Here is a 19,358-nt window from a genome sequence, read left to right as displayed (position 1 = left end):
TCCAACTATCTCGACGTCAAGAGACTTTACGTCGAGAGACTCCACATCAAGAGACTTCACGTCGACACAACCACTACACTGATCGTCATGGAGGACGAGGTCGATCGGCTGGTCGGAGCGTGGCGCCGGGAGCGCCCTGACCTCGACGTGGAACCGCTCGAGGTACTCAGCCGGGTCAGCAGGCTGGCCCGGCATCTGGACCGCGCCCGCCGACTGGCGTTCTCCGAGCACAGCCTGGAGCCCTGGGAGTTCGACGTCCTGACCGCGCTGCGGCGCGCCGGCTCCCCGTATCAGCTCTCCCCCGGCCAGCTGCTCACCCAGACCCTCGTCACCTCAGGCACGATGACCAACCGCATCGACCGGCTGACGCAGAAGGATCTGGTGGAGCGCCTCCCGGACCCGAGCGACCGACGAGGCGTCCTCGTACGCCTCACCGACGAGGGCCGCGACCGCGCCGACCAGGCACTGGCCGGGCTCCTCGACCAGGAGCGCGCGATCCTGGCGGAACTCAGCAGAGCCCAGCGTGGCGAACTCGCCTCGCTGCTACGCCAGTTGACCGCCCCGTTCGACAACATCCCCGGCTAGGTCGACGGGCCCGACCCCGGCCCGCCGGGCGAGGGCCACGGCGGCGAGCGTCGAGTGCACGCCCAGCTTCCCGAGCACGTTCTGCATATGGGTGCGGACGGTGTGCGGCGAGAGGAACAGCCGCTCCGCGACGGCCTTTCGCCCCAGTCCCGCGACCATGCACCGCAGCACCTCCCGCTCCCGGGGCGTCAGCGACTCCACCAGCCGCTCGCTCTCGGTGCGGTGCTTGCGCGCGGCCGTCAACTCCCGCAGCACACCGGTGAGCAGGGCGGGCGGGAGATGCGTCTCGTCCCGCAGCACACCCCGTATGACGGTGAGGAGCCGCGAGAGGGAACAGTCCTTGGCGACCCAGCCCGAGGCACCGGCCTGCAGGGCGAGCGCGGCCCGGCGCGGGTCGTCCTTCTCGGCGAGTACGACGATGCGCACGCCGGGCTGGCCCGCACGGACACCCGCGACCAGCGAGATGCCGTCGACCAGCCCGTCCTCGTTGCTCTCCTGCACCGGGACGGCGGGCCTGGCGCCCGGCACGTTTCCGCCGAGGTCGGCGTCCACGAGCAGCACGTCGAACCTACGGCCCTCCGCCGCCGCCCGTTCCAGGCAGCGCAGCGCGGCCGGGCCGCTGCCGGCCGCGGACACGTCGACATCGGGTTCGGCGGCCAGAGCCGCGGCGAGCGACTCGGCGAAGATGCGGTGGTCGTCGACGACCAGGACTCGGATGCGAACCACAAAAACCCCCTTCCCCACGCTCCTGAGGAGCGGGGGATACCCCATTGTCGGGGGACGACCCGCGCAGGTACGACACCCGGAGAGAACCCGAACCGGTCTCCGGCTCGGAGAACGGGGCGCCGCAGCCGCACGGCCGCCGCCGTGCTGGAAGTGCTACCCCCACTCCGGGTGTCGTACCCGGCTGTCTCGCCCCCTGATCAGCACCGGCCCCCACCGGTGCTGTTCATCAGAGTACGGCCGGGGGCCCGGAGCGGAAGGTAATTTGCAGAACTGATTGGCCGGGGCGTTTAGGGTGAGTCGTATGTTTCGTATGGAGACAGAAGTCGACAAAGGCCGACGTGAACTGCTCCGCCAACGGCTGCTCGACACCAACACGGCGGCGTCTCCCGTCCTGCGCGCGCTGCGCGGGACCCCGGCCGAGCGGGAACTGCCCCTCCACATCTGGGCCCTGGACTCCGCCGGCGAGCTCGCGGGCGGGCTGGTCGGGCACACCTGGACGACGTGGCTGCACGTCACGTATCTGTGGGTGGACGGCGTCCACCGGGGCTCCGGTCTGGGTTCCCGGCTCCTCGCCGAGGGGGAGCGCATGGCGCGTGAGGAGCGGGGCTGTGTCGCCGTCCGGTTGGAGACGTGGGACTTCCAGGCGCCCGAGTTCTACAAGAAGCAGGGGTACGAGGTGGTGTGCGTGGTCCCCGACTATCCGCCGGGGACCACGGAGTACACGCTGACGAAGCACCTGGGCTGACCGGGGGTTTCCTCGCCCCCGGTCAGCCCGGACGAAAAAGGCCAGGTCAGTGCAGTCGGCGGGCGCCCGTCGAAGGGACCGCCGGGAACACCCGCGGCGCGGTGTACCCGGCAGCCGCGAACGCCTCCGTCACCGCCTTGCCGACAAAGTCCACGTCGGCCGACTCGACCAGCACGATCGCCGAGCCCCCGAAGCCGCCCCCGGTCATCCGCGCCCCCAGCGCCCCCGCGGCGTTCGCCGTGGCGACGACCAGGTCCAGTTCCTCGCAGGAGATCCGCAGATCGTCCCGCAGCGACGCGTGTCCGTCCGTGAGGACCGGCCCGATGGCCCGGACGTCCCCGGCGTCCAGCAGCGCGATGACCCGCTCCACCCGGTGGTCGTCGGAGACGACATGGCGCACGTACCGGCGCACCCGCTCGTCGGACAACCGGGCGAGCGCCGCGTCCAGGTCCTCGTACGCGACGTCCCGCAGATGGGAGACGCCCAGTTGCCGCGCGCCCTCCTCGCACCCTTCACGCCGCTCGGCGTACGCCCCGTCGCCCAGCGCGTGCTTCACCCGGGTGTCGAAGACCAGCAGTTCCAGGCCCTGGGAGGCCAGGTCGAAGGGGACCTGGCGGATCGACAGGTCCCGGCAGTCCAGGTGCAGCGCGTGCCCCTCGGCGCAGCACGCCGACGCCGTCTGGTCCATGATCCCGCAGGGCACCCCGACGAAGTCGTTCTCGGCGCGCTGCGCGAGGCGGGCCAGTTCGGGCCGGGTGAGCCCGAGTTCGTACAGCTCGTCGAGGGCGAGCGCCGTCACGACCTCGAGGGCGGCCGAGGAGGACAGCCCGGCCCCCGTCGGCACGGTCGAGGCGAGATGGATGTCGGCACCCGTCACCGCGTGCCCGGCCTCGCGCAGCGCCCACACCACACCCGCCGGGTACGCGGCCCAGCTGGTGTTCGCCAGCGGCGTCAGCTCGTCGACGCGCAGCTCGACGACCGGCCCCTCGATGTCGGCCGAGTGCAGCCGCAGCACCCCGTCGTCGCGGCGCGACACCGCGGCGACCGCCGTGTGCGGCAGCGCGAGCGGCATCACGAACCCCTCGTTGAAGTCCGTGTACTCGCCGATCAGATTGACCCGGCCGGGCGCCGCCCAGACGCCCTCGGGCGCGGCGCCGTACAGCTCCTCGAAGCCCTCGCGAACCCCCACCTACTGCTCCCTTGCGATGTTCTGCGCGAACGCCCACGCGTCCGCGACGATCCCGGCGAGGTCCGCGCGGGACGGGCTCCAGCCCAGCCGCTCGCGCGCGGTCTCCGCGGAGGCGACCAGGACGGCCGGGTCCCCGGCACGGCGCTCCGCCATGACCTCGGGGATCGGGTGCCCGGTCACCTGACGGACGGTCTCGACGACCTCCCGGACCGAGAACCCGTTGCCGTTGCCGAGGTTGCAGATGAGGTGCTCACCAGGGACGGCGGCCTTCAGCGCCAGCAGATGCGCGTCGGCCAGATCCGCGACGTGGATGTAGTCACGGACGCAGGTGCCGTCCGGCGTCGGGTAGTCGTCGCCGTAGACGGAGATCGCCTCGCGGCGCCCCTGCGCGACCTGGAGCACCAGCGGGATCAGGTGCGACTCGGGGTCGTGCCGCTCGCCCTGCGCGCCGTAGGCGCCCGCCACGTTGAAGTACCGCAGCGACACCGCGCCCAGTCCGTGCGCCGCGGCCTCTCCGGTGATCATGTGGTCGACGGCGAGCTTGGAGGCGCCGTAGGGGTTGGTGGGCCTGGTCGGCGAGGTCTCGACGATGGGAGTGGTCTCCGGCTCGCCGTACGTCGCGGCGGTCGACGAGAAGACCAGCCTGCGCACGCCCGCCTCGCGCATGGCCGCGAGCAGCGCCATCGTGCCGCCGACGTTGTTGTCCCAGTACTTCTCGGGCTTCACGACGGACTCGCCGACCTGCGAGAACGCGGCGAAGTGCAGGACGGCGTCGTACGAGGCGTCCAGCCACTTGGCGGCGTCGCGGATGTCGCCCTCGATGAAGCCGGCCCCACCCGGGACGCCCTCCCGGAAGCCGGTGGAGAGGTTGTCGAGGACGGTGACCTCGTGGCCGGCCTCGATCAGGTGCTGCGCGACGACACTGCCGACATATCCGGCGCCACCGGTGACCAGGTACTTCCCACTCATGTACTCGCTACCTCTCGCAGTCGCTGAGCCGCGGCCTCCGGCGGCACGTCGTTGATGAACACACTCATGCCGGACTCGGAACCCGCGAGGAACTTCAGCTTGCCGGAAGTGCGGCGAATGGTGAAAAGCTCGAGGTGGAGCGCGAAGTCGTCGCGGTTGACGCCTTCGAACTCCTCCAGAGCGCCGAACGGCGCCTGGTGCCAGGCGGCGATGTACGGCGTCGGAGGCTCCCCCGCCCCTTCCTTCTCCCCACCCGGTCCGTCGAAGATCCGGTCGAAGCGCTTCAAGAGTTCCAGATAGACCTGGGGGAACTCCTTGCGGGCGTCCTCGCCGAGGCCGAGCAGGTCGGGCACCCTGCGCCGGGGGTAGAGGTGGACCTCGTAGGGCCAGTGCGCCGCGTACGGCACGAAGGCCACCCAGTGCTCGGTCTCCAGGACGATCCGTTCGCCCTCGGCCAGCTCGCGCACGACGACCTCGTCGAAGAGGTTCCCGCCGCCGGTCGCCTCCTTGTGCGCGGCCAGGGAGCGCAGCATCAGCGCCGTGCGCGGGGTGGTGAACGGGTAGGCGTAGATCTGCCCGTGCGGGTGACCGAGCGTGACGCCGATCTCGGCGCCGCGGTTCTCGAAGCAGAAGACCTGTTCGACGGAGGGGAGATGGGACAGCTCCGCCGTCCGGTCCGTCCACGCCTCCAGGACGATCCCCGCCTGTTCCTCGGTCAGGTCGGCGAAGGACGAGTCGTGGTCGGAGGTGAAGCAGACGACCTCGCAGCGGCCGGAGTCACCGGCCAGGGAGGGGAAACGATTCTCGAAGACCACGACGTCGTACGAGGAGTCGGGGATCTCGCTCAGCCGGTCGCCCTGGGAGGGGCACAGGGGGCATTCGTCGGCCGGCGGGTGGTAGGTGCGGCCCTGCCGGTGCGAGGCGATCGCCACCACGTCGCCGAGGAGCGGGTCGCGGCGCACCTGGGAGCTGGTGACGGTCGGCTCCAGTGGACGCCGGTCCACCGCGTCGCGCACCGTGTCGTCGCGCGAGTCGTAGTAGATCAGCTCACGACCGTCGGCAAGCCGGGTCGAGGTCTTCTTCACCGCTGGACTCCTCATCAGCACCGCTTCGAACCAGCAAAGCCACCCAACAGAACCAAACACAACAAATCACAAAGCAACAGTAACGTCAATGCCTGTGCGGGTTTGGGGGGTCTCTGTGAGGCTGGGGCGGTCTCTGGGGCGCACGGGGCATAGATACCGGCATGCCTACCCCCACCTACCTGGCCGACGGGGCCGTCCACCTGGCTTCCGGGCACCTGGCCTCCGGCCCCACCGCCCAACTGGCCGCAGGCCTCCGGCTCCCCACGAACGGGCTCGACTACACGATCCTCGGGATCTACTTCGTCGTCGTCCTCGGCATCGGCTTCGCCGCGAAACGCTCGGTCAGGACGAGCCTCGACTTCTTCCTCTCCGGGCGCTCGCTGCCCGCCTGGGTCACCGGCCTCGCGTTCATCTCCGCCAACCTGGGCGCCACCGAGATCCTGGGCATGGCCGCGAACAGCGCGCAGTACGGCGTCTACACCGTGCACTGGTACTGGATCGGCGCCATCCCCGCCATGGTCTTCCTCGGCCTGGTGATGATGCCGTTCTACTACGGCTCGAAGGTCCGCTCGGTCCCCGAGTTCCTTCTGCTGCGTTTCGACAAATGGGCACACCTGCTGAGTTCGATCCTGTTCGCCTTCGCGGCGATCCTGATCGCGGGCGTGAACCTCTACTCGCTCGCGATCGTCGTCGAGGCACTGCTCGGCTGGCCGCAGTGGGTGGCGATCGTGGTCGCCGGCTTCTTCGTCCTCGCCTACATCACCCTCGGCGGTCTGTCGTCCGCGATCTACAACGAGGTGCTGCAGTTCTTCGTCATCCTCGCCGCGCTGATCCCGATCGCGGTGCTGGGTCTGCACCGGGTCGGCGGGTGGAACGGTCTGACGGACTCGCTCGACAAGTCCCACGGCACCCACTTCACCACGGCGTGGAGCGGCACCGGCATCGGCAGCGACAACCCGCTCGGCGCCAACTGGCTGACCATCGTCCTCGGCCTCGGCTTCGTGCTCTCCTTCGGCTACTGGACGACGAACTTCGCGGAGGTGCAGCGCGCGCTGTCGGCCAAGAACCTGAGCGCGGCCCGGCGCACCCCGCTCATCGCCGCGTACCCGAAGATCTTCATCGTCTTCCTGGTGATGATCCCGGGCCTGGTGGCGGCCGTCCTGGTCCCGAAGATCGGCACGAGCGGCTCGGACCTCCAGTACAACGACGCGATCCCGTACCTGATGCAGGAACTGCTGCCCAACGGCGTGCTCGGCATCGCGGTGACCGGGCTCCTCGCGGCCTTCATGGCGGGCATGGCGGCCAACGTGTCGTCCTTCAACACCGTGTTCACCACCGACATCTGGGCGAAGTACGTGATCAAGGACCGGGAGGACGCCTACTACATCCGCTTCGGCCGCCTGATCACGGTCGTCGGCGTCCTCGCGTCGATCGGCACGGCCTTCCTGGCGTCGTCCTTCTCCAACATCATGAGCTACCTCCAGACCCTCTTCTCCTTCTTCAACGTGCCGATGTTCGTGGTCTTCATCGTCGGCATGTTCTGGAAGCGGGCGTCCGTGAAGTCGGGCTTCTGGGGCCTGCTGGCGGGTACCACCGCCGCGATGGTCAACTACTTCGTCATCTACAAGCAGGGCATCATCGGCATCCCCTCCGACCAGGGCGCGAACTTCGTGTCGGCGATCGCGGGCTTCGTGGCCGGCGCCGTGGTGATGGTCGCGGTCTCCCTCTTCACCGCGCCCAAGCCGGCGGAGGACCTCCAGGGCCTGGTCTACGGGACCCGCTCACCGGGCGCGGCCGAGCCGGCCGCCGCCGGCGACGACGCCTGGTACCGCAGGCCCGCCCTGCTGGGCTGGGGCGCGCTGATCCTGGCGGCGGCCTGCTACATCCCGTTCTCGTTCTGATCCCGCTCCCGCGTCCGCATCCACCCCGAAGAGAAAGGCCCGGAAAACCATGTCCGACCACTACTCGGACCGCGACGTCCAGCGCGAGGTCACGGAGCTGGAGAAGAAGTCCGCGACCGCGGCGCGTCTCTTCGACATCCGCCGCATCATCGGCGGCCTGTTCGTCGTCTACGGCGTCATCGTCACGGTCGCCGGCCTGACCGCCTCCGACGCCGACCGCACCAAGACGCAGGGCATCAACATCAACCTCTGGACCGGCCTGGGCATGCTGGCCCTGGGCCTCTTCTTCCTGGCCTGGCTGTGGCTGCGCCCGCCGGCACCGCCGGTACCGGCCTCCGGGGAGGAGGAACCGGCCGAGTAGCCGGGGCGGCCTCCGGGCCGGTACGGAACCGGGACCCGGGACTCCACCCCGGCCCTGCACTCCACCCCGGCCCGGCTACGTCGCCACCGGCCCCGCCCGGTCCAGCAGTCCCGTCCGTGCCGCCAGCGCCGCCGCCTCCAGCCTCGACCCCACGCCCAGCTTCATCAGGACCCGCTGGACATGGGTCCGGGCCGTGGAGGGCGCGATGCCCATGCCCGCCGCGATCAGCCGGGTGTCCTCGCCGTCGGCGACCCGGACCAGCACCTCGACCTCCCGGGGCGTCAGCATCTGGAGCAGGCGCTGGCCCTCGTCGTCCGGCTGGGCGGCGGGGTTGAGCAGTTCACTGAAGGCACCCTGGAGCAGGCCGGGGGCCACCGCCGCCTCGCCCGCCCTCGCCTTCATGATCGCCCGCTCGACGCCCTCGATACGCTCGTCATGGCGTACGTATCCCGACGCGCCCGCGGCGAACGCGGCGGCGATGCCACGCGGGTTCGGCACCGGCCCCAGCACCACGACCGCCACCTGCGGACGCTCCCGCTTGATCTTGACCACCGGGTCGAACATCCCCGGCTCGGCCGGTGTCGCCGTACCGATCAGGCACACCTCGGGTGCCCTCGTGATCACCAACTCCGCCGCTCCCGCGGCGGGCGCCGCCGCGGCGAGCACCCGGTGCCCGCGCAGCTTCAACGCCGAGGCCAACGCCTCGGCGAGCAGCCGGTGGTCGTCGACCACCATGAGCCGCACTCCCATCGAGCAACCCCCCAGTCCCCCCAAGCATCCCCACTGGTTCCCCGTGGATTAGGAGCCCCCCGGCGCTCCATCCCCCGGAAGCTACACGCTTGTTCGACGTTGCGCTTCCCCTACCGGAGAGAACCGCCCCGGAATACCGAAATTCCTCGCATTCGGGAAGGACGAGGGGTAAGCGCACGGCCCCGCCCCTGAGCAGGGACGGGGCCGTGATCACGTGATTCCGGTCAGCGCGCGCCGAACGCGATCGCCAGATACTCCTTCTCGTCCGTGCCGGTCGGCTTGTGGGCGTAGACCGCGGACATGTAGAGACGACCGCCGCCGTAGAGGATCTCCGCGTACTCCGGGAGCATGCTCGTCTCCACGTCGCGGACCGACCGGGCCGCCGGGTTCTCCAGGAGCTTGGTCTCCTTGAAGGTGGTGCCGTCGATGCTGACGATCTGACCGCCCTTGTCGTACGGCGGCCGCTTGTACGCCAGGAGGTTGGCACCGTCCATGCGCAGCGGGGAGATCGTGTAGCCGTCGCCGGCGTTGGCGCGCTGGCCGGTCTGCTTCCCGGTGCCGAGGTCGAAGGCGACGATCTCGTCGGTCCTGCTGTACTGGCCGCTGCCGTCGTGTTCCTCGGTCGGGATGTAGAGCTTGTCGTTGCCGACCACCAGCATCGCGCAGGCCTCGGTCCTGCTGATGCCGTCGCACTTGGCGGCGTACGTCTTGCCGGGCGCCGAGATCCTGGTGCGCAGCCGGCCGGTCCTGTTGTCGATCGAGAAGAAGTCGGAGATGCCGCTGCCGTCCCCGGCGGTGTCGCCGACGTCGGCGGCGACCACGAGGGGGTCGGTCGACACGACACTCGCGTACTCGATGCCGGGCGACATCTTGTACTCGGAGATCACCTTCCCGGACTTCGGGTCGATGGTCTGGATGTGCAGCTGCCTCGTGCTGCCGTACGCACCGCACTTGCGGACCGCGACCAGCTTGTCGCCGCCGGCGTACCCGGCGTCGTAGCAGCTGTCCGTGGGCTTCGGCGACCAGAGCGCCTTGCCGGTGGAGAGGTCGAACGCGGCGCCGCCGCTGGTGCTGCCCGTGGCGACCGTGTTCCCGCTGACGGTGACGTTGTCCAGGCTGATCTTCTGGTCACCGGACTTGACGGACGTGGCCCACAGCTCCTTGCCGGCGGCGAGGTCGAGCGCGGCGACCTCGCTGCAGCCGTGCGAGGGCTGGGCCTTGGTCGGCATGGCGGGCTCGAAGACGATCGCCGTCCGGTCGGAGTCGGTGGTGTGCCGGCTGGCCGAGCACACCGGGCCGGGGAGCTTGATCGTCCACAGCTTGGCGCCGGAGTCGGGGTCGTAGCCGTCGACCTCGGCGTTGCCGCTCTTGGCGTACACCTTGCCGGTGAGCCAGGAGCCGACGGTGGTCACGCTGCTCCCGGCGGCCACGGACGGCGCGGGGACCTGGAAGAGGACCTTGGAACCGGTGTCGGCCGGCACCTTCTCCTCACCGTTCGAACCGGTGGTCCCGCCGCCGCCCGTACCGCCGTTGTCCTTCTTGCCGCCGGTGCCGCCGCCCGTACCGGACGAGTTGTTCTTGCTGTCGTCGCCCTTGCCGGAGGAGGTCGCGTACAGCACACCGCCACCGATGATCAGCGCGACGGCCACGACGGCCGCCACGATGATGACCGCCTGGCCGCTCATCTTCCGCCCGCCGCCGCCCTGGGGAACCTGCGGCTGCATGGGGTAGGTCGGCGGCTGCTGCGGATAGCCGTAGCCGTACGGCGGCTGCGCGGGCTGCCCGCCCGGATACCCGTAGCCCGGCGGGGACTGGGGCAGGGACTGGGGCGGGGGTGTCTGCGGGTATCCGTAACCCGGGCCCTGCGGGGGCTGCGGAGCGCCGAAGCCGCCCGGCGGCGGGTCCTGCGGAGCGCCGAACCCACCCGGCGGCGGGTCCTGGGACGCGCCGAACCCACCCGGCGGGGGCTCGTTGGGCGGCGGTGGGGGCGGCGGCTGGCTCATGATGTGTGCACCTCGGATACGGAAGCGTCGGGGACGTGGACGAAGCGGGTGCCGACGGCGGCGTGAGCGCGCTTCACTTGCCGTACGCCAGCATCAGCTTCTCCCTCGACTGGTCGTTGCCCGTCAGCCGGGTGGTGGAGATGTAGAAGCGCCCGTCCACGTAGTCGACGGCCTTCGAATAGAACCCGTTCTCGATCGACGCCGTGCCCTGCGGGTTCTGCAGCAGTTTCGCCGGTGTGTGGCCACTGCCCGTGGTCGGTATCGACACGACCTGTCCACCGGCCTCGTACGACGGCTCGACGTACGCGATCAGCCGGGTGCCGTCCGTCTTCATCGGCAGCATCGACTTGTCCGTCGGGGACTTGACGCGCCACTTCTCCTTGCCTGTCGCCAGGTTGAACGCGACGACCTCGTTGGCGCCGGTCTTCGCCTCGGTCGGCAGGTAGAGGGTGTTCGCGTCGGCGACGGCGCCGAAACAGCCCGGCAGATCCCGGTCGATGATGGCGAACCCGCACTCGGGCGCGAAGGAGTCCTTGCTCGACAGCTGCGAGCGGACACCTCCGTTGTCCTTCAGGGTGGTGACGTTGACCGTCTTCTTGTCGTCGTTGGTCATGTAGAGGACGACGGGGTCGACGGAGTAGGCGCGCACGACCCGCCAGCCCTTGGGGATCTTCGTGGTCCATCCAGCCCTGCCGGTGGCCGGGTCCAGCTCCTGCACCTCGTCGTGCTGGGTGGTGCTGCCGGCCCCGCAGGACGCGACGGACAGCAGTTTGGCGCCGCCCGCGAACGCGGCCGGATAGCAGGCCTGGCCGTATTTCTTCTTGTCCCAGAGCTTCTTGCCGCTGGTGACGTCGTACGCCGTACCGGACTGCGAACGGCCGACCATCAACGTCTTCCCGGTGACGGACAGTTCGACGGTGAGCGTGCTGTCGAAGAGCGCGCCGTCGGCGACCTTCACGCTCCAGCCCTTGGCTCCGGTGGCGAGATCGATCTGCTGGAGCTGGTTGCACTTGGCGCCGTCGCCCGCGCCGCTCATGTACGCCACCACGACCTTGTCGTCGGACGTCTTCTGCGGAGTGACCGCGCAGATCTTCTGCGCGAACGTGATCGGGTCCCAAGTGGGCTTGCCGTCACCGACGTTGTACGCGAACACCTGCTTGTACGCGGCCTTCACCGCGGCCTTGCCGGTGATCCACAGGCCGGGGGCGTCGGCGCCCGAACCGGGCGCGTCCGGCGCCTGCTTGTACCAGAGCACCTTCGCCTCACCGGCCCTACGGCCGTCGTTGAGATTCTCCGGGTCCCCGCCACCGTCACCGCTGCCGTCGCCCGGATTGGCCGAAGGCTGGGGCGCGGTGTTCTTGCCGCCCTGGCCGCCCTGGCCGTCCTTGGTGCCCTCGGCGACCGGCTTCTTCCCGTCGTCGCCACCGCCACCGCTGACGGCCCACACCGTGCCGCCGACGACGAGCAGCGCGGCCACGGCCGCCCCGACGACGACGGCGGGCCGCCTCTTGAAGGGGTTCCTGGAGCCGCCGGGTATGCCGGGCGGCCCAGAGCCCGGCGCGCCCGGATACGGCACCTGGCCGGGATAGCCGTACCCGGGCCCGTATCCCTGCCCCTGTCCGGGTACCTGCCCGTACCCCGCCTGCTGACCGTACGGAGCGGGCTGACCGTAGGGGCCCGGCTGCGCGTACGGGCCGGGCTGCTGCGGGTAGCCGTAGCCGGGCTGCGGCGGTCCGGCCGGCGGGGTCTGCGGGGGCGGGGGCGGGGGCGCCTGCGGCGGCTGCGCGGGCGGCGGCGGCGTCGCCCGCCGGGGATCCTGGGGCGGGCCGAAGCCGCCCTGCGCCGGTGGCTGGTCCTGTGGTGCTCCGAAGCCGCCCTGCGGCGGTTCACTCGGCGGCTGACTCATCAGCGCGTCCCCCTCATTCACTGATGCGGCGCCCCACCGGCGGCGTCGGCGGCCGGCCCCGCACGGGCCCCGACGGCGCCTCCGTCCCGCGCCACCCCGGTGGTTCTCAGACTGTTCTCAGACCGCTCTTTCTATCACTCCGCGCCCCTCGCACGAGGGGCCGATCGCTCCCCTGTTCCCAAGGGAGGACCGGCCCGTGATGCCCTCGTTACGCGCCTTCACGCCCCCTTCACGAGACGTGCGCGCCGCCCGCCCGAGGCTTACGCGTCCTCCGCGAGCTCCAGCCAGCGCAGCTCCAGTTCCTCGCGCTCGCCGGTCAACTCACGCAGTTCGGAGTCGAGTTCCGCGACCTTCGCGAAGTCCGTCGCGTTGTCGGCGATCTGGGCGTGCAGCCTGGTCTCCTTCTCGGAGACCTTGTCGAGCTGCCGCTCGATCTTCTGCAGTTCCTTCTTGGCGGCGCGCGCGTCCGCGGCCGAGGCCGCCTTGGCGGGCGCCGGAGCGGCGGCGAGTACGGCGGCCGCCGCGACCTCCTCGATCCGCTTGCGCCGCTCCAGGTACTCGTCGATCCCGCGCGGCAGCATGCGCAGCGTGGCGTCGCCGAGCAGGGCGAACACGTTGTCCGTGGTCCGCTCGATGAAGAACCGGTCGTGGGAGATCACGACCATCGAGCCGGGCCAGCCGTCGAGCAGATCCTCCAGCTGGGTCAGCGTCTCGATGTCGAGGTCGTTGGTCGGCTCGTCGAGGAAGAGGACGTTGGGCTCGTCCATGAGCAGCCGCAGCAGCTGGAGCCGCCGCCGCTCACCACCGCTCAGGTCGCCGACGGGCGTCCACTGCTTCTCCTTGTTGAAACCGAACGTCTCGCACAGCTGTCCCGCGGTCAGCTCGCGGCCCGTGCCGAGGTCGACGCGGTCACGCACGGCCTGGACGGCCTGCAGCACCCGCCAGGTCGGGTCGAGCTCGGCGACCTCCTGGGAGAGATAGGCGAGCTTGACGGTCTTGCCGGTGACGACCCGGCCGGCGGCGGGCTGCCGCTCGCCGTCGCTGCGGGCCGCCTCGGCCATGGCCCGCAGCAGCGAGGTCTTGCCGGCGCCGTTCACGCCCACCAGTCCGACCCGGTCGCCGGGGCCGAGATGCCAGGTCAGGTGCTTGAGCAGCACCTTGGGTCCGGCCTGGACGGTCACGTCCTCCAGGTCGAAGACGGTCCTGCCGAGCCGGGAGCTGGCGAACTTCATCAGCTCGCTCTTGTCGCGGGGCGGGGGCACGTCCGCGATCAGCTCGTTGGCGGCCTCGACACGGAAGCGGGGCTTGGAGGTACGGGCGGGGGCGCCGCGCCGCAGCCAGGCCAGCTCCTTGCGGACCAGGTTCTGCCGCTTGACCTCCTCGGTGGCGGCGATGCGCTCACGCTCGGCCCGTGCGAAGACGTAGTCGGAGTAGCCGCCCTCGTACTCAAAGACCGAACCCTTCTGCACGTCCCACATGCGGGTGCAGACCTGGTCGAGGAACCACCGGTCGTGGGTGACGCACACCAGCGCGGAGCGGCGCTCCCGCAGGTGCTGGGCGAGCCAGGCGATGCCCTCGACGTCCAGGTGGTTGGTGGGCTCGTCGAGGATGATCAGGTCCTGCTCCTCGATGAGCAGTTTCGCGAGCGCGATACGGCGGCGCTCACCTCCGGAGAGGGGGCCGATGACCGTGTCCAGTCCCTGCGGGAACCCGGGCAGGTCCAGTCCGCCGAAGAGTCCGGTCAGCACGTCCCGGATCTTGGAGTTCCCCGCCCACTCGTGGTCGGCCAGGTCACGGATGACCTCGTGGCGGACGGTGGCCGCGGGGTCGAGCGAGTCGTGCTGCGTCAGCACCCCCAGGTGCAGGCCGCCGGAGTGCGTGACGCGTCCGGTGTCGGCCTCCTCCAGCTTGGCGATCATGCGGATGAGAGTGGTCTTGCCGTCGCCGTTCCGCCCGACCACACCGATGCGGTCGCCCTCGCTGACGCCGAGGGAGACTCCGTCGAGCAGGGCACGGGTGCCGTACACCTTGCTGACGGACTCGACATTGACCAGGTTGACGGCCATTTCTCTCCTGACAAGGGGGACGATCGACCCTCAAGAGTAGTCCGACCGCCCCCGCACCCGATCCACCACCTTTCCCCGGTCAGGTGCGGGCCGTGCGTTCCACCAGCAGCCACCCCGCCAGCGTCATCGCGACAGCGACCGGCGCCGTCACCCGCACCGCCACCAGCACCGCCGTACGCCCGTCCAGAAGCCCCCCGAACCCGACCAGCGACAGCCCGAGGACGCCGAAGAGACACAGACCCACCCCCACGGCGGCAGCCACCCGCGCGCCCCCGGACACCGCCCGCACCCCCCGGACACCCCGGACACCCCGCACGGCAGTGCCCCGCTCGAACCCCCGGAACACGGCGACGAGCCCCGCGGTCACCACCACGGCCGCCACTCCCCGCACCGGCGCCTGCGCCCACCACTCCCCCGTGGCCGGCTCCGGCAGCCGTACCCCCAGCCCCAGCAGCACCCCGTACACCCCGAGCATCGCGGTGAGATGCCACAGGAAGGCGGTCATGGAGACTCCGTTGGCCGCGACGACCACCCGCCACACCCGCGGCCCGCGCAGCCACCGCCCCGCGGCCCCGCGCAGCAGTTCCACCCCGCCGACCAGCCACAGCCCGTGGCACAGCAGCGCGAAGGTCGGCGGTGCCATGTTCGAGATCCTCTCGCCGGGCATGCCGACCATGGAGAGCGGATACGGCCCGCAGGCGACCAGGAGCACCGCCCCGGCGAGCCCGGCGCCCGCGAGGAGGTACGGCCGCCGCAGTCTCCCGTCCGCGCGCAGGAAGCCGAGCTGGTGGACCGCGAGCCAGACGAAGGCGAAGTTGAGGAAGCCGACGTACGGGACACCGAAGCCGAACCGCAGGACGTCCACGCAGCCGGCCGCCGCGACGAGGCCGCCGAACGCGCCCCACCCCCGTCGCTCGTGGAGCCGGAGCAGCGGCGGTGTGAAGGCCACCATCGCCAGATAGATCCCTATGAACCACAGCGGCTGGGCGACCAGCCGCAGGGACACGTCCAGCAGGCCGCCGCTCGCACCGGCGAGTTGCAGCAGGAGAGCCGCCGCCCCCCACACTCCGATGAACACCATGGTCGGCCGCAGCAGCCGCTGGAGCCGCGCCCGCAGGAAGACGGCGTAGAGCGCCCCCTCCGTGTCCTCCCGCTCCGCCCGGCGCCGCAGCGAGCGGTACGACCGCGCGTGCGAGAACCCGCCGACGAAGAAGAAGACGGGCATGACCTGGAGCACCCAGGTCAGCAGTTGCAGCCGGGGCTGCACGGCGAGCAGATTCCCCACCTCGGCCCGTCCGTCGTCGCCCACGGAGACGGTGGCCATCAGCCAGTGCCCCAGCACCACCGTGCCGAGCGAGGCGACCCGTAGGAGGTCGATGTACTTGTCGCGCGTGGCGGGGGTGGCCGCGGCGAGGTCACGAACGCTTGATGCCATACCCGTACGGTCGCGCCGCGAGGCCGCCCGGCATCAGCGCGCCCGTACTCAAGTCGCCTCTGAGTACGGGCGCCGGCCGTGCGGAGAGGTCGGACAGGCCGGAGGGACCGGAGGGGTCACACGACGGTGGCGCCCGGCGCGGGTCCGTCGGTGATCCTCACCGTCCGGCAGGTTCCGGAAGCGCGCAGCGCCCCGGCCACCGTCCGCGCGGACTCGGCGTCGGCCGCGAGGAAGGCGGTGGTCGGGCCCGAGCCGGAGACGAGCGCGGCGAGGGCGCCGGCGGCGCGGCCCGCGGCGAGGGTGTCGGCGAGGGCCGGGAAGAGGGAGAGGGCGGCGGTCTGGAGGTCGTTGGAGACCGTGGCCGCGAGGGCGGCGGCGTCGCCCTTGGCCAGAGCGTCGAACAGCTCCTGCGAGGCGACCGGTTCGGGGATCCGTACCCCTTCGTTCAGCCGGTCGAACTCCCGGAAGACCGCCGGGGTCGACAGCCCGCGCTCGGCGATCGCGAAGACCCAGTGGAAGGTCCCGCCGACCTCCAGCGTCCGCAGCCGTTCGCCGCGTCCGATACCGAGTGCCGCCCCGCCGACCAGGCTGAACGGCACATCGCTGCCCAACTCGGCGCAGATGTCGAGGAGTTCCCGGCGCGAGGTGCCCGTTCCCCACAGGGTGTCGCAGGCGAGCAGCGCACCGGCGCCGTCGGCGCTGCCGCCCGCCATGCCGCCCGCGACGGGGATGTCCTTGGCGATGTGGAGGTGGACGGCGGGTTCGATGCCGTGGCGGCGGCCGAGTTCGAGGGCGGCGCGGGCCGCGAGGTTCGTACGGTCCAGGGGGACCTGGCCGGCGTCGGGGCCCGAGCAGGTGACGCGCAGCTCGTCCGCCGGCGTCACCGTGACCTCGTCGTACAGGCCGACCGCGAGAAACACGTTGGCCAGGTCGTGGAAACCGTCGGCGCGGGCACCGCCGACGGCGAGCTGCACGTTGACCTTGGCAGGGACGCGTACCGTCACCGTCTGCGTCACGGCTGGACCGGCTCCTTGTTCTCGGCGGTGTCCCCGGCGACGCGGTTCTCCGCGATGCGGGCGAACTCCTCGACGGTGAGGGACTCGCCGCGGGCCTGCGGGGAGACCCCGGCGGCGACGAGCGCGGCCTCGGCCGCGACGGGGGATCCCGCCCAGCCGGCCAGGGCGGCGCGCAGCGTCTTGCGGCGCTGCGCGAAGGCGGCGTCGACGACGGCGAAGACCTCGCGCTTGGAGGCGGTGGTCGCCACGGGCTCGGCGCGCCGGGTGAGGGACACGAGGCCGCTGTCGACGTTCGGAGCGGGCCAGAAGACGTTGCGGCCGATCGAGCCGGCCCGCTTCACGTCGGCGTGCCAGTTGGCCTTGACGCTCGGCACGCCGTACACCTTCGAGCCGGGGTCGGCGGCGAGCCGGTCGGCGACCTCCGCCTGCACCATGACGAGCGTGCGCTCGATGGTGGGGAAGGTGTCGAGCATGTGCAGCAGCACGGGCACGGCGACGTTGTAGGGGAGGTTGGCCACGAGCGCGGTGGGCGCGGGGCCCGGGAGCTCGGTCACCTGCATGGCGTCGCAGTGCACGAGCGCGAACCGGTCGGCGCGGGCCGGCATGCGGGCCTCGACGGTCGCCGGGAGCGCGCCCGCGAGGACGTCGTCGATCTCGACGGCGACCACCCGGTCGGCCGCCTCCAGCAGCGCGAGGGTCAGCGAGCCGAGGCCGGGGCCCACCTCGACGACCACGTCGTCCTCCCGGACGCCGGCGGTGCGCACGATGCGGCGCACGGTGTTGGCGTCGATCACAAAGTTCTGGCCGCGCTGCTTGGTGGGCCGCACGCCGAGCGCGCCCGCGAGTTCGCGGACCTCGGCGGGGCCCAGGAGGGCGTCGGGGGTGGGGCTGTTCACGCAGCCAGGGTACGGGGGCGACGACCCCGGCCGACTCCACCGCCCCCTCCGGGACGGAGGTACGGGGGCTCCAGCCCGTCCTGCGATCGAGGACGAGGCCGTTCAGGCCGGACGGGGGCCAGGGACGGAGCCCCCGGACCGGGCACACCGGAGGTCAGCCGTGGAGGCGGGGGCCGCAGTGGGGCCACGGGGTCGCGCCCCGCCGCACGTACAGCTTCTTCGCCCGCATGGTCTGCTCCGTGGCGGGCGCGTCCTGCGGCCGCCCCGACCCGCCGAGGCTGCGCCAGGTGTGGGTGTCGAACTGGTAGAGGCCCCCGTAGGTCCCGGAGGCGTCCACCGCGGCGGGCCGTCCCCCGGACTCGCACGCCGCGAGGCCGGACCAGTTCAGACGGTCGGCCCCCTTCACGGAGTCCGGCCGCGGCTTGGTACCGACCCGTACCGCCTGCGCCCGTGGTTCCCGTACCACCTCGGCCCCCATCCGCCGGGGGCGCTCCTTGACCCCGTTGACGGTCCGCAGCAGGTACAGGACGCGCCGGGTCCCCGGCTCACCGGCCCGGTCGACGACCTCCGTGCCGCGGAAGAGCGAGGGATCGTTCGTCCGTGTCACCTCGAAGGGGATCGCCTCCTCGCGGATCTCCCTGGACCCGGTGATCCGCATCACGCTGACCGTCTGTCCGTCCCGCGGGAAGTTCCCGGACGGTACGGACGTCGTGTCCTGGTTGCGCAGCGTGATCCCGGCCTCCTCGACGGCCTCCGCCACGGTCGCCGCGTTCGTACGGATCGTCCGCGCCCGGCCGTCCGCCATGATCGTCACCGTGCGTTCGGTGCGGACGTCGAGCGCGAGGCCCTCCCGGCCGATGGGCCGGGAGCGCGAGGCCGACAGGTACGCCCCCTCGGCCCGCACCCCGAGCTGTTCCAGCGCCCCGTCCACGGTGGCCGCCGTCGTCCACACCCTGCGACGGTGCCCGTCGAGCGTGAGGTGCACGGGCCGCCCGTAGTGGACCGCGACCTCGTCGCCGCTGTTCAACGGGGTGCCGGGGGCGGGTGCGACCACGTCGTGGGGGCCGACCCGCACGCCCTCGCCCCGGAGCAGTTCGCTCACGTCGTCCGCGAAGGTGTGCAGCGTGCGCGGCTTCCCGTCGACGGTCAGCTCGACGGCCTTGTCACTGGCGACGAAGGCGGAGGTGCCACCGGCCAGGAAAGCCACGACCAGCGCCTGCGGGAGCAGCCGGCGCAGCGGATCGGCGCGTTCGGTGACCCCTCGGCGCCGGGGCGCACGCCGGGCGGCTCGCCGCGCCTGTGCCCGCCCACCGGTCCGGAGTTCCGCCGTCGCCGCCTCGGCGCCCACGGGGTCCACGGGGTCCACGGGGTCCACCGGATGCGTCGAGGCCATCATCGGCCCCTGCGGGTGCTCCTGGAGGGGCAGCCGGGGCTCCGTGAGGGCCTGGGACAGCAGGGTGGCCGGGAACACCTGGGTCGTCCGGTCGGCCGAGGCCTCCTCGTACGCGGGCCGGTACGTGTCCCCCGAGCCGCCCGGCGGCCCGTCGGGACCGTCCGGAGGGCTGCCCGGGTCGCTCGGGCTGCCGTCGGCGTACGGCTCGGGGTTCTCGTACGACTCGTAGGGGCCGTAGGGCTCGTACGGTGCGTACGGTGCGTACGGTGCGTACGGCGTTGCGGTCAGGCCAAACGTCTCGTACTGCGAGTTGCTCACGACGACACGCTCCA

Annotated in this window: 16 protein-coding genes; 4 read left to right on the top strand and 12 right to left on the bottom strand. The window is 71.4% G+C overall.

All coding sequences use genetic code 11. From position 1 onward, the window contains the following. The first annotated feature begins 87 nt into the window (after positions 1-87). Positions 88-585: a MarR family transcriptional regulator gene (locus tag ABZV34_RS13075; protein WP_356274383.1), complete on the top strand. Its 498-nt coding sequence runs from the start codon at positions 88-90 to the stop codon at positions 583-585. Here ABZV34_RS13075 and ABZV34_RS13070 read toward each other — a convergent pair. Then, positions 544-1,311 carry a response regulator transcription factor gene (locus ABZV34_RS13070; RefSeq protein WP_153290129.1) on the bottom strand — a complete coding sequence of 256 codons (768 nt, stop codon included), beginning with the start codon at positions 1,309-1,311 and terminating at the stop codon, positions 544-546. The genes ABZV34_RS13075 and ABZV34_RS13070 overlap by 42 nt on opposite strands. A 301-nt stretch (positions 1,312-1,612) precedes the next feature. Between ABZV34_RS13070 and ABZV34_RS13065 the strand changes: the two genes are divergently transcribed. Continuing rightward, positions 1,613-2,056, top strand: coding sequence for an N-acetyltransferase (locus ABZV34_RS13065; RefSeq protein ID WP_356274380.1), 444 nt, complete (start codon positions 1,613-1,615; stop codon positions 2,054-2,056). Positions 2,057-2,102: 46 nt separating this feature from the next. Here ABZV34_RS13065 and galK read toward each other — a convergent pair whose 3' ends face one another. From galK to galT, 3 genes are read right to left on the bottom strand one after another with little or no spacing between them, the layout of a single operon-like run. Beyond that, a complete protein-coding gene (gene galK / locus ABZV34_RS13060) occupies positions 2,103-3,245 on the bottom strand; it encodes a galactokinase (RefSeq protein ID WP_356274377.1) in 1,143 nt (380 codons plus the stop codon). Further along, positions 3,246-4,214 (bottom strand): UDP-glucose 4-epimerase GalE, encoded by a 969-nt coding sequence (gene galE / locus ABZV34_RS13055; RefSeq protein WP_356274374.1) that lies wholly within the window; start codon positions 4,212-4,214, stop codon positions 3,246-3,248. It lies immediately after the preceding gene. Then, positions 4,211-5,299, bottom strand: a complete 1,089-nt coding sequence (gene galT, locus ABZV34_RS13050) for a galactose-1-phosphate uridylyltransferase (RefSeq protein ID WP_356274371.1) — start codon at positions 5,297-5,299, stop codon at positions 4,211-4,213. The genes galE and galT overlap by 4 nt, the downstream gene beginning before the upstream one ends. 161 nt (positions 5,300-5,460) lie before the next feature. Between galT and ABZV34_RS13045 the strand changes: the two genes are divergently transcribed. Both ABZV34_RS13045 and ABZV34_RS13040 read left to right on the top strand, forming a co-directional pair. Next, entirely contained in the window at positions 5,461-7,200 is a 1,740-nt protein-coding gene (locus ABZV34_RS13045) for a sodium:solute symporter family protein (RefSeq protein ID WP_356274368.1), read from the top strand. Between the two features lie 49 nt (positions 7,201-7,249). After that, positions 7,250-7,561, top strand: a complete 312-nt coding sequence (locus ABZV34_RS13040) for a hypothetical protein (RefSeq protein ID WP_356274366.1) — start codon at positions 7,250-7,252, stop codon at positions 7,559-7,561. Positions 7,562-7,636: 75 nt separating this feature from the next. Here the strand turns inward: ABZV34_RS13040 and ABZV34_RS13035 are convergent, their stop codons facing one another. The 8 genes from ABZV34_RS13035 to ABZV34_RS13000 form a co-directional block, all read right to left on the bottom strand. After that, entirely contained in the window at positions 7,637-8,311 is a 675-nt protein-coding gene (locus ABZV34_RS13035; protein ID WP_351623826.1) for a LuxR C-terminal-related transcriptional regulator, read from the bottom strand. 224 nt (positions 8,312-8,535) lie between these two features. Continuing rightward, a complete protein-coding gene (locus tag ABZV34_RS13030; RefSeq protein ID WP_356274363.1) occupies positions 8,536-10,314 on the bottom strand; it encodes a PQQ-binding-like beta-propeller repeat protein in 1,779 nt (592 codons plus the stop codon). A gap of 73 nt (positions 10,315-10,387) precedes the next feature. Then, on the bottom strand, positions 10,388-12,220 hold the full coding sequence (locus tag ABZV34_RS13025) for a PQQ-binding-like beta-propeller repeat protein (RefSeq protein ID WP_356274360.1): 1,833 nt from the start codon (positions 12,218-12,220) through the stop codon (positions 10,388-10,390). A gap of 260 nt (positions 12,221-12,480) precedes the next feature. Beyond that, a complete protein-coding gene (locus ABZV34_RS13020) occupies positions 12,481-14,286 on the bottom strand; it encodes an ABC-F family ATP-binding cassette domain-containing protein (RefSeq protein WP_356274357.1) in 1,806 nt (601 codons plus the stop codon). Between the two features lie 79 nt (positions 14,287-14,365). Continuing rightward, positions 14,366-15,721 (bottom strand): acyltransferase, encoded by a 1,356-nt coding sequence (locus tag ABZV34_RS13015; protein WP_356274354.1) that lies wholly within the window; start codon positions 15,719-15,721, stop codon positions 14,366-14,368. A gap of 116 nt (positions 15,722-15,837) precedes the next feature. After that, the gene (locus ABZV34_RS13010; protein ID WP_356274351.1) at positions 15,838-16,737 is read right to left on the bottom strand and encodes a 4-(cytidine 5'-diphospho)-2-C-methyl-D-erythritol kinase; all 900 of its coding nucleotides are present in this window, start codon (positions 16,735-16,737) and stop codon (positions 15,838-15,840) included. Beyond that, positions 16,734-17,633, bottom strand: coding sequence for a 16S rRNA (adenine(1518)-N(6)/adenine(1519)-N(6))-dimethyltransferase RsmA (rsmA, locus tag ABZV34_RS13005; protein ID WP_356274348.1), 900 nt, complete (start codon positions 17,631-17,633; stop codon positions 16,734-16,736). Before rsmA ends, ABZV34_RS13010 begins: the two co-directional genes overlap by 4 nt. A 154-nt stretch (positions 17,634-17,787) precedes the next feature. Beyond that, the gene (locus ABZV34_RS13000; RefSeq protein ID WP_356274345.1) at positions 17,788-19,344 is read right to left on the bottom strand and encodes a ubiquitin-like domain-containing protein; all 1,557 of its coding nucleotides are present in this window, start codon (positions 19,342-19,344) and stop codon (positions 17,788-17,790) included. Positions 19,345-19,358 lie beyond the last annotated feature (14 nt).

This window comes from Streptomyces sp. NPDC005195, assembly GCF_040608315.1.
Taxonomy (GTDB): domain Bacteria; phylum Actinomycetota; class Actinomycetes; order Streptomycetales; family Streptomycetaceae; genus Streptomyces; species Streptomyces kaempferi.
This window is presented reverse-complemented; position numbering and strand designations above follow the sequence as displayed.

Excerpts from the sequence above, each read along its gene's own strand:
- ABZV34_RS13025 (WP_356274360.1), bottom strand. The coding sequence starts at position 12,220 with ATGAGTCAGCCGCCGAGTGAACCGCCGCAGGGCGGCTTCGGAGCACCA.
- ABZV34_RS13040 (WP_356274366.1), top strand. The coding sequence starts at position 7,250 with ATGTCCGACCACTACTCGGACCGCGACGTCCAGCGCGAGGTCACGGAG.
- ABZV34_RS13075 (WP_356274383.1), top strand. The coding sequence starts at position 88 with ATGGAGGACGAGGTCGATCGGCTGGTCGGAGCGTGGCGCCGGGAGCGC.
- ABZV34_RS13015 (WP_356274354.1), bottom strand. The coding sequence starts at position 15,721 with ATGGCATCAAGCGTTCGTGACCTCGCCGCGGCCACCCCCGCCACGCGC.
- galE (WP_356274374.1), bottom strand. The coding sequence starts at position 4,214 with ATGAGTGGGAAGTACCTGGTCACCGGTGGCGCCGGATATGTCGGCAGT.
- ABZV34_RS13065 (WP_356274380.1), top strand. The coding sequence starts at position 1,613 with ATGTTTCGTATGGAGACAGAAGTCGACAAAGGCCGACGTGAACTGCTC.
- ABZV34_RS13030 (WP_356274363.1), bottom strand. The coding sequence starts at position 10,314 with ATGAGCCAGCCGCCGCCCCCACCGCCGCCCAACGAGCCCCCGCCGGGT.
- ABZV34_RS13020 (WP_356274357.1), bottom strand. The coding sequence starts at position 14,286 with ATGGCCGTCAACCTGGTCAATGTCGAGTCCGTCAGCAAGGTGTACGGC.
- ABZV34_RS13045 (WP_356274368.1), top strand. The coding sequence starts at position 5,461 with ATGCCTACCCCCACCTACCTGGCCGACGGGGCCGTCCACCTGGCTTCC.
- ABZV34_RS13035 (WP_351623826.1), bottom strand. The coding sequence starts at position 8,311 with ATGGGAGTGCGGCTCATGGTGGTCGACGACCACCGGCTGCTCGCCGAG.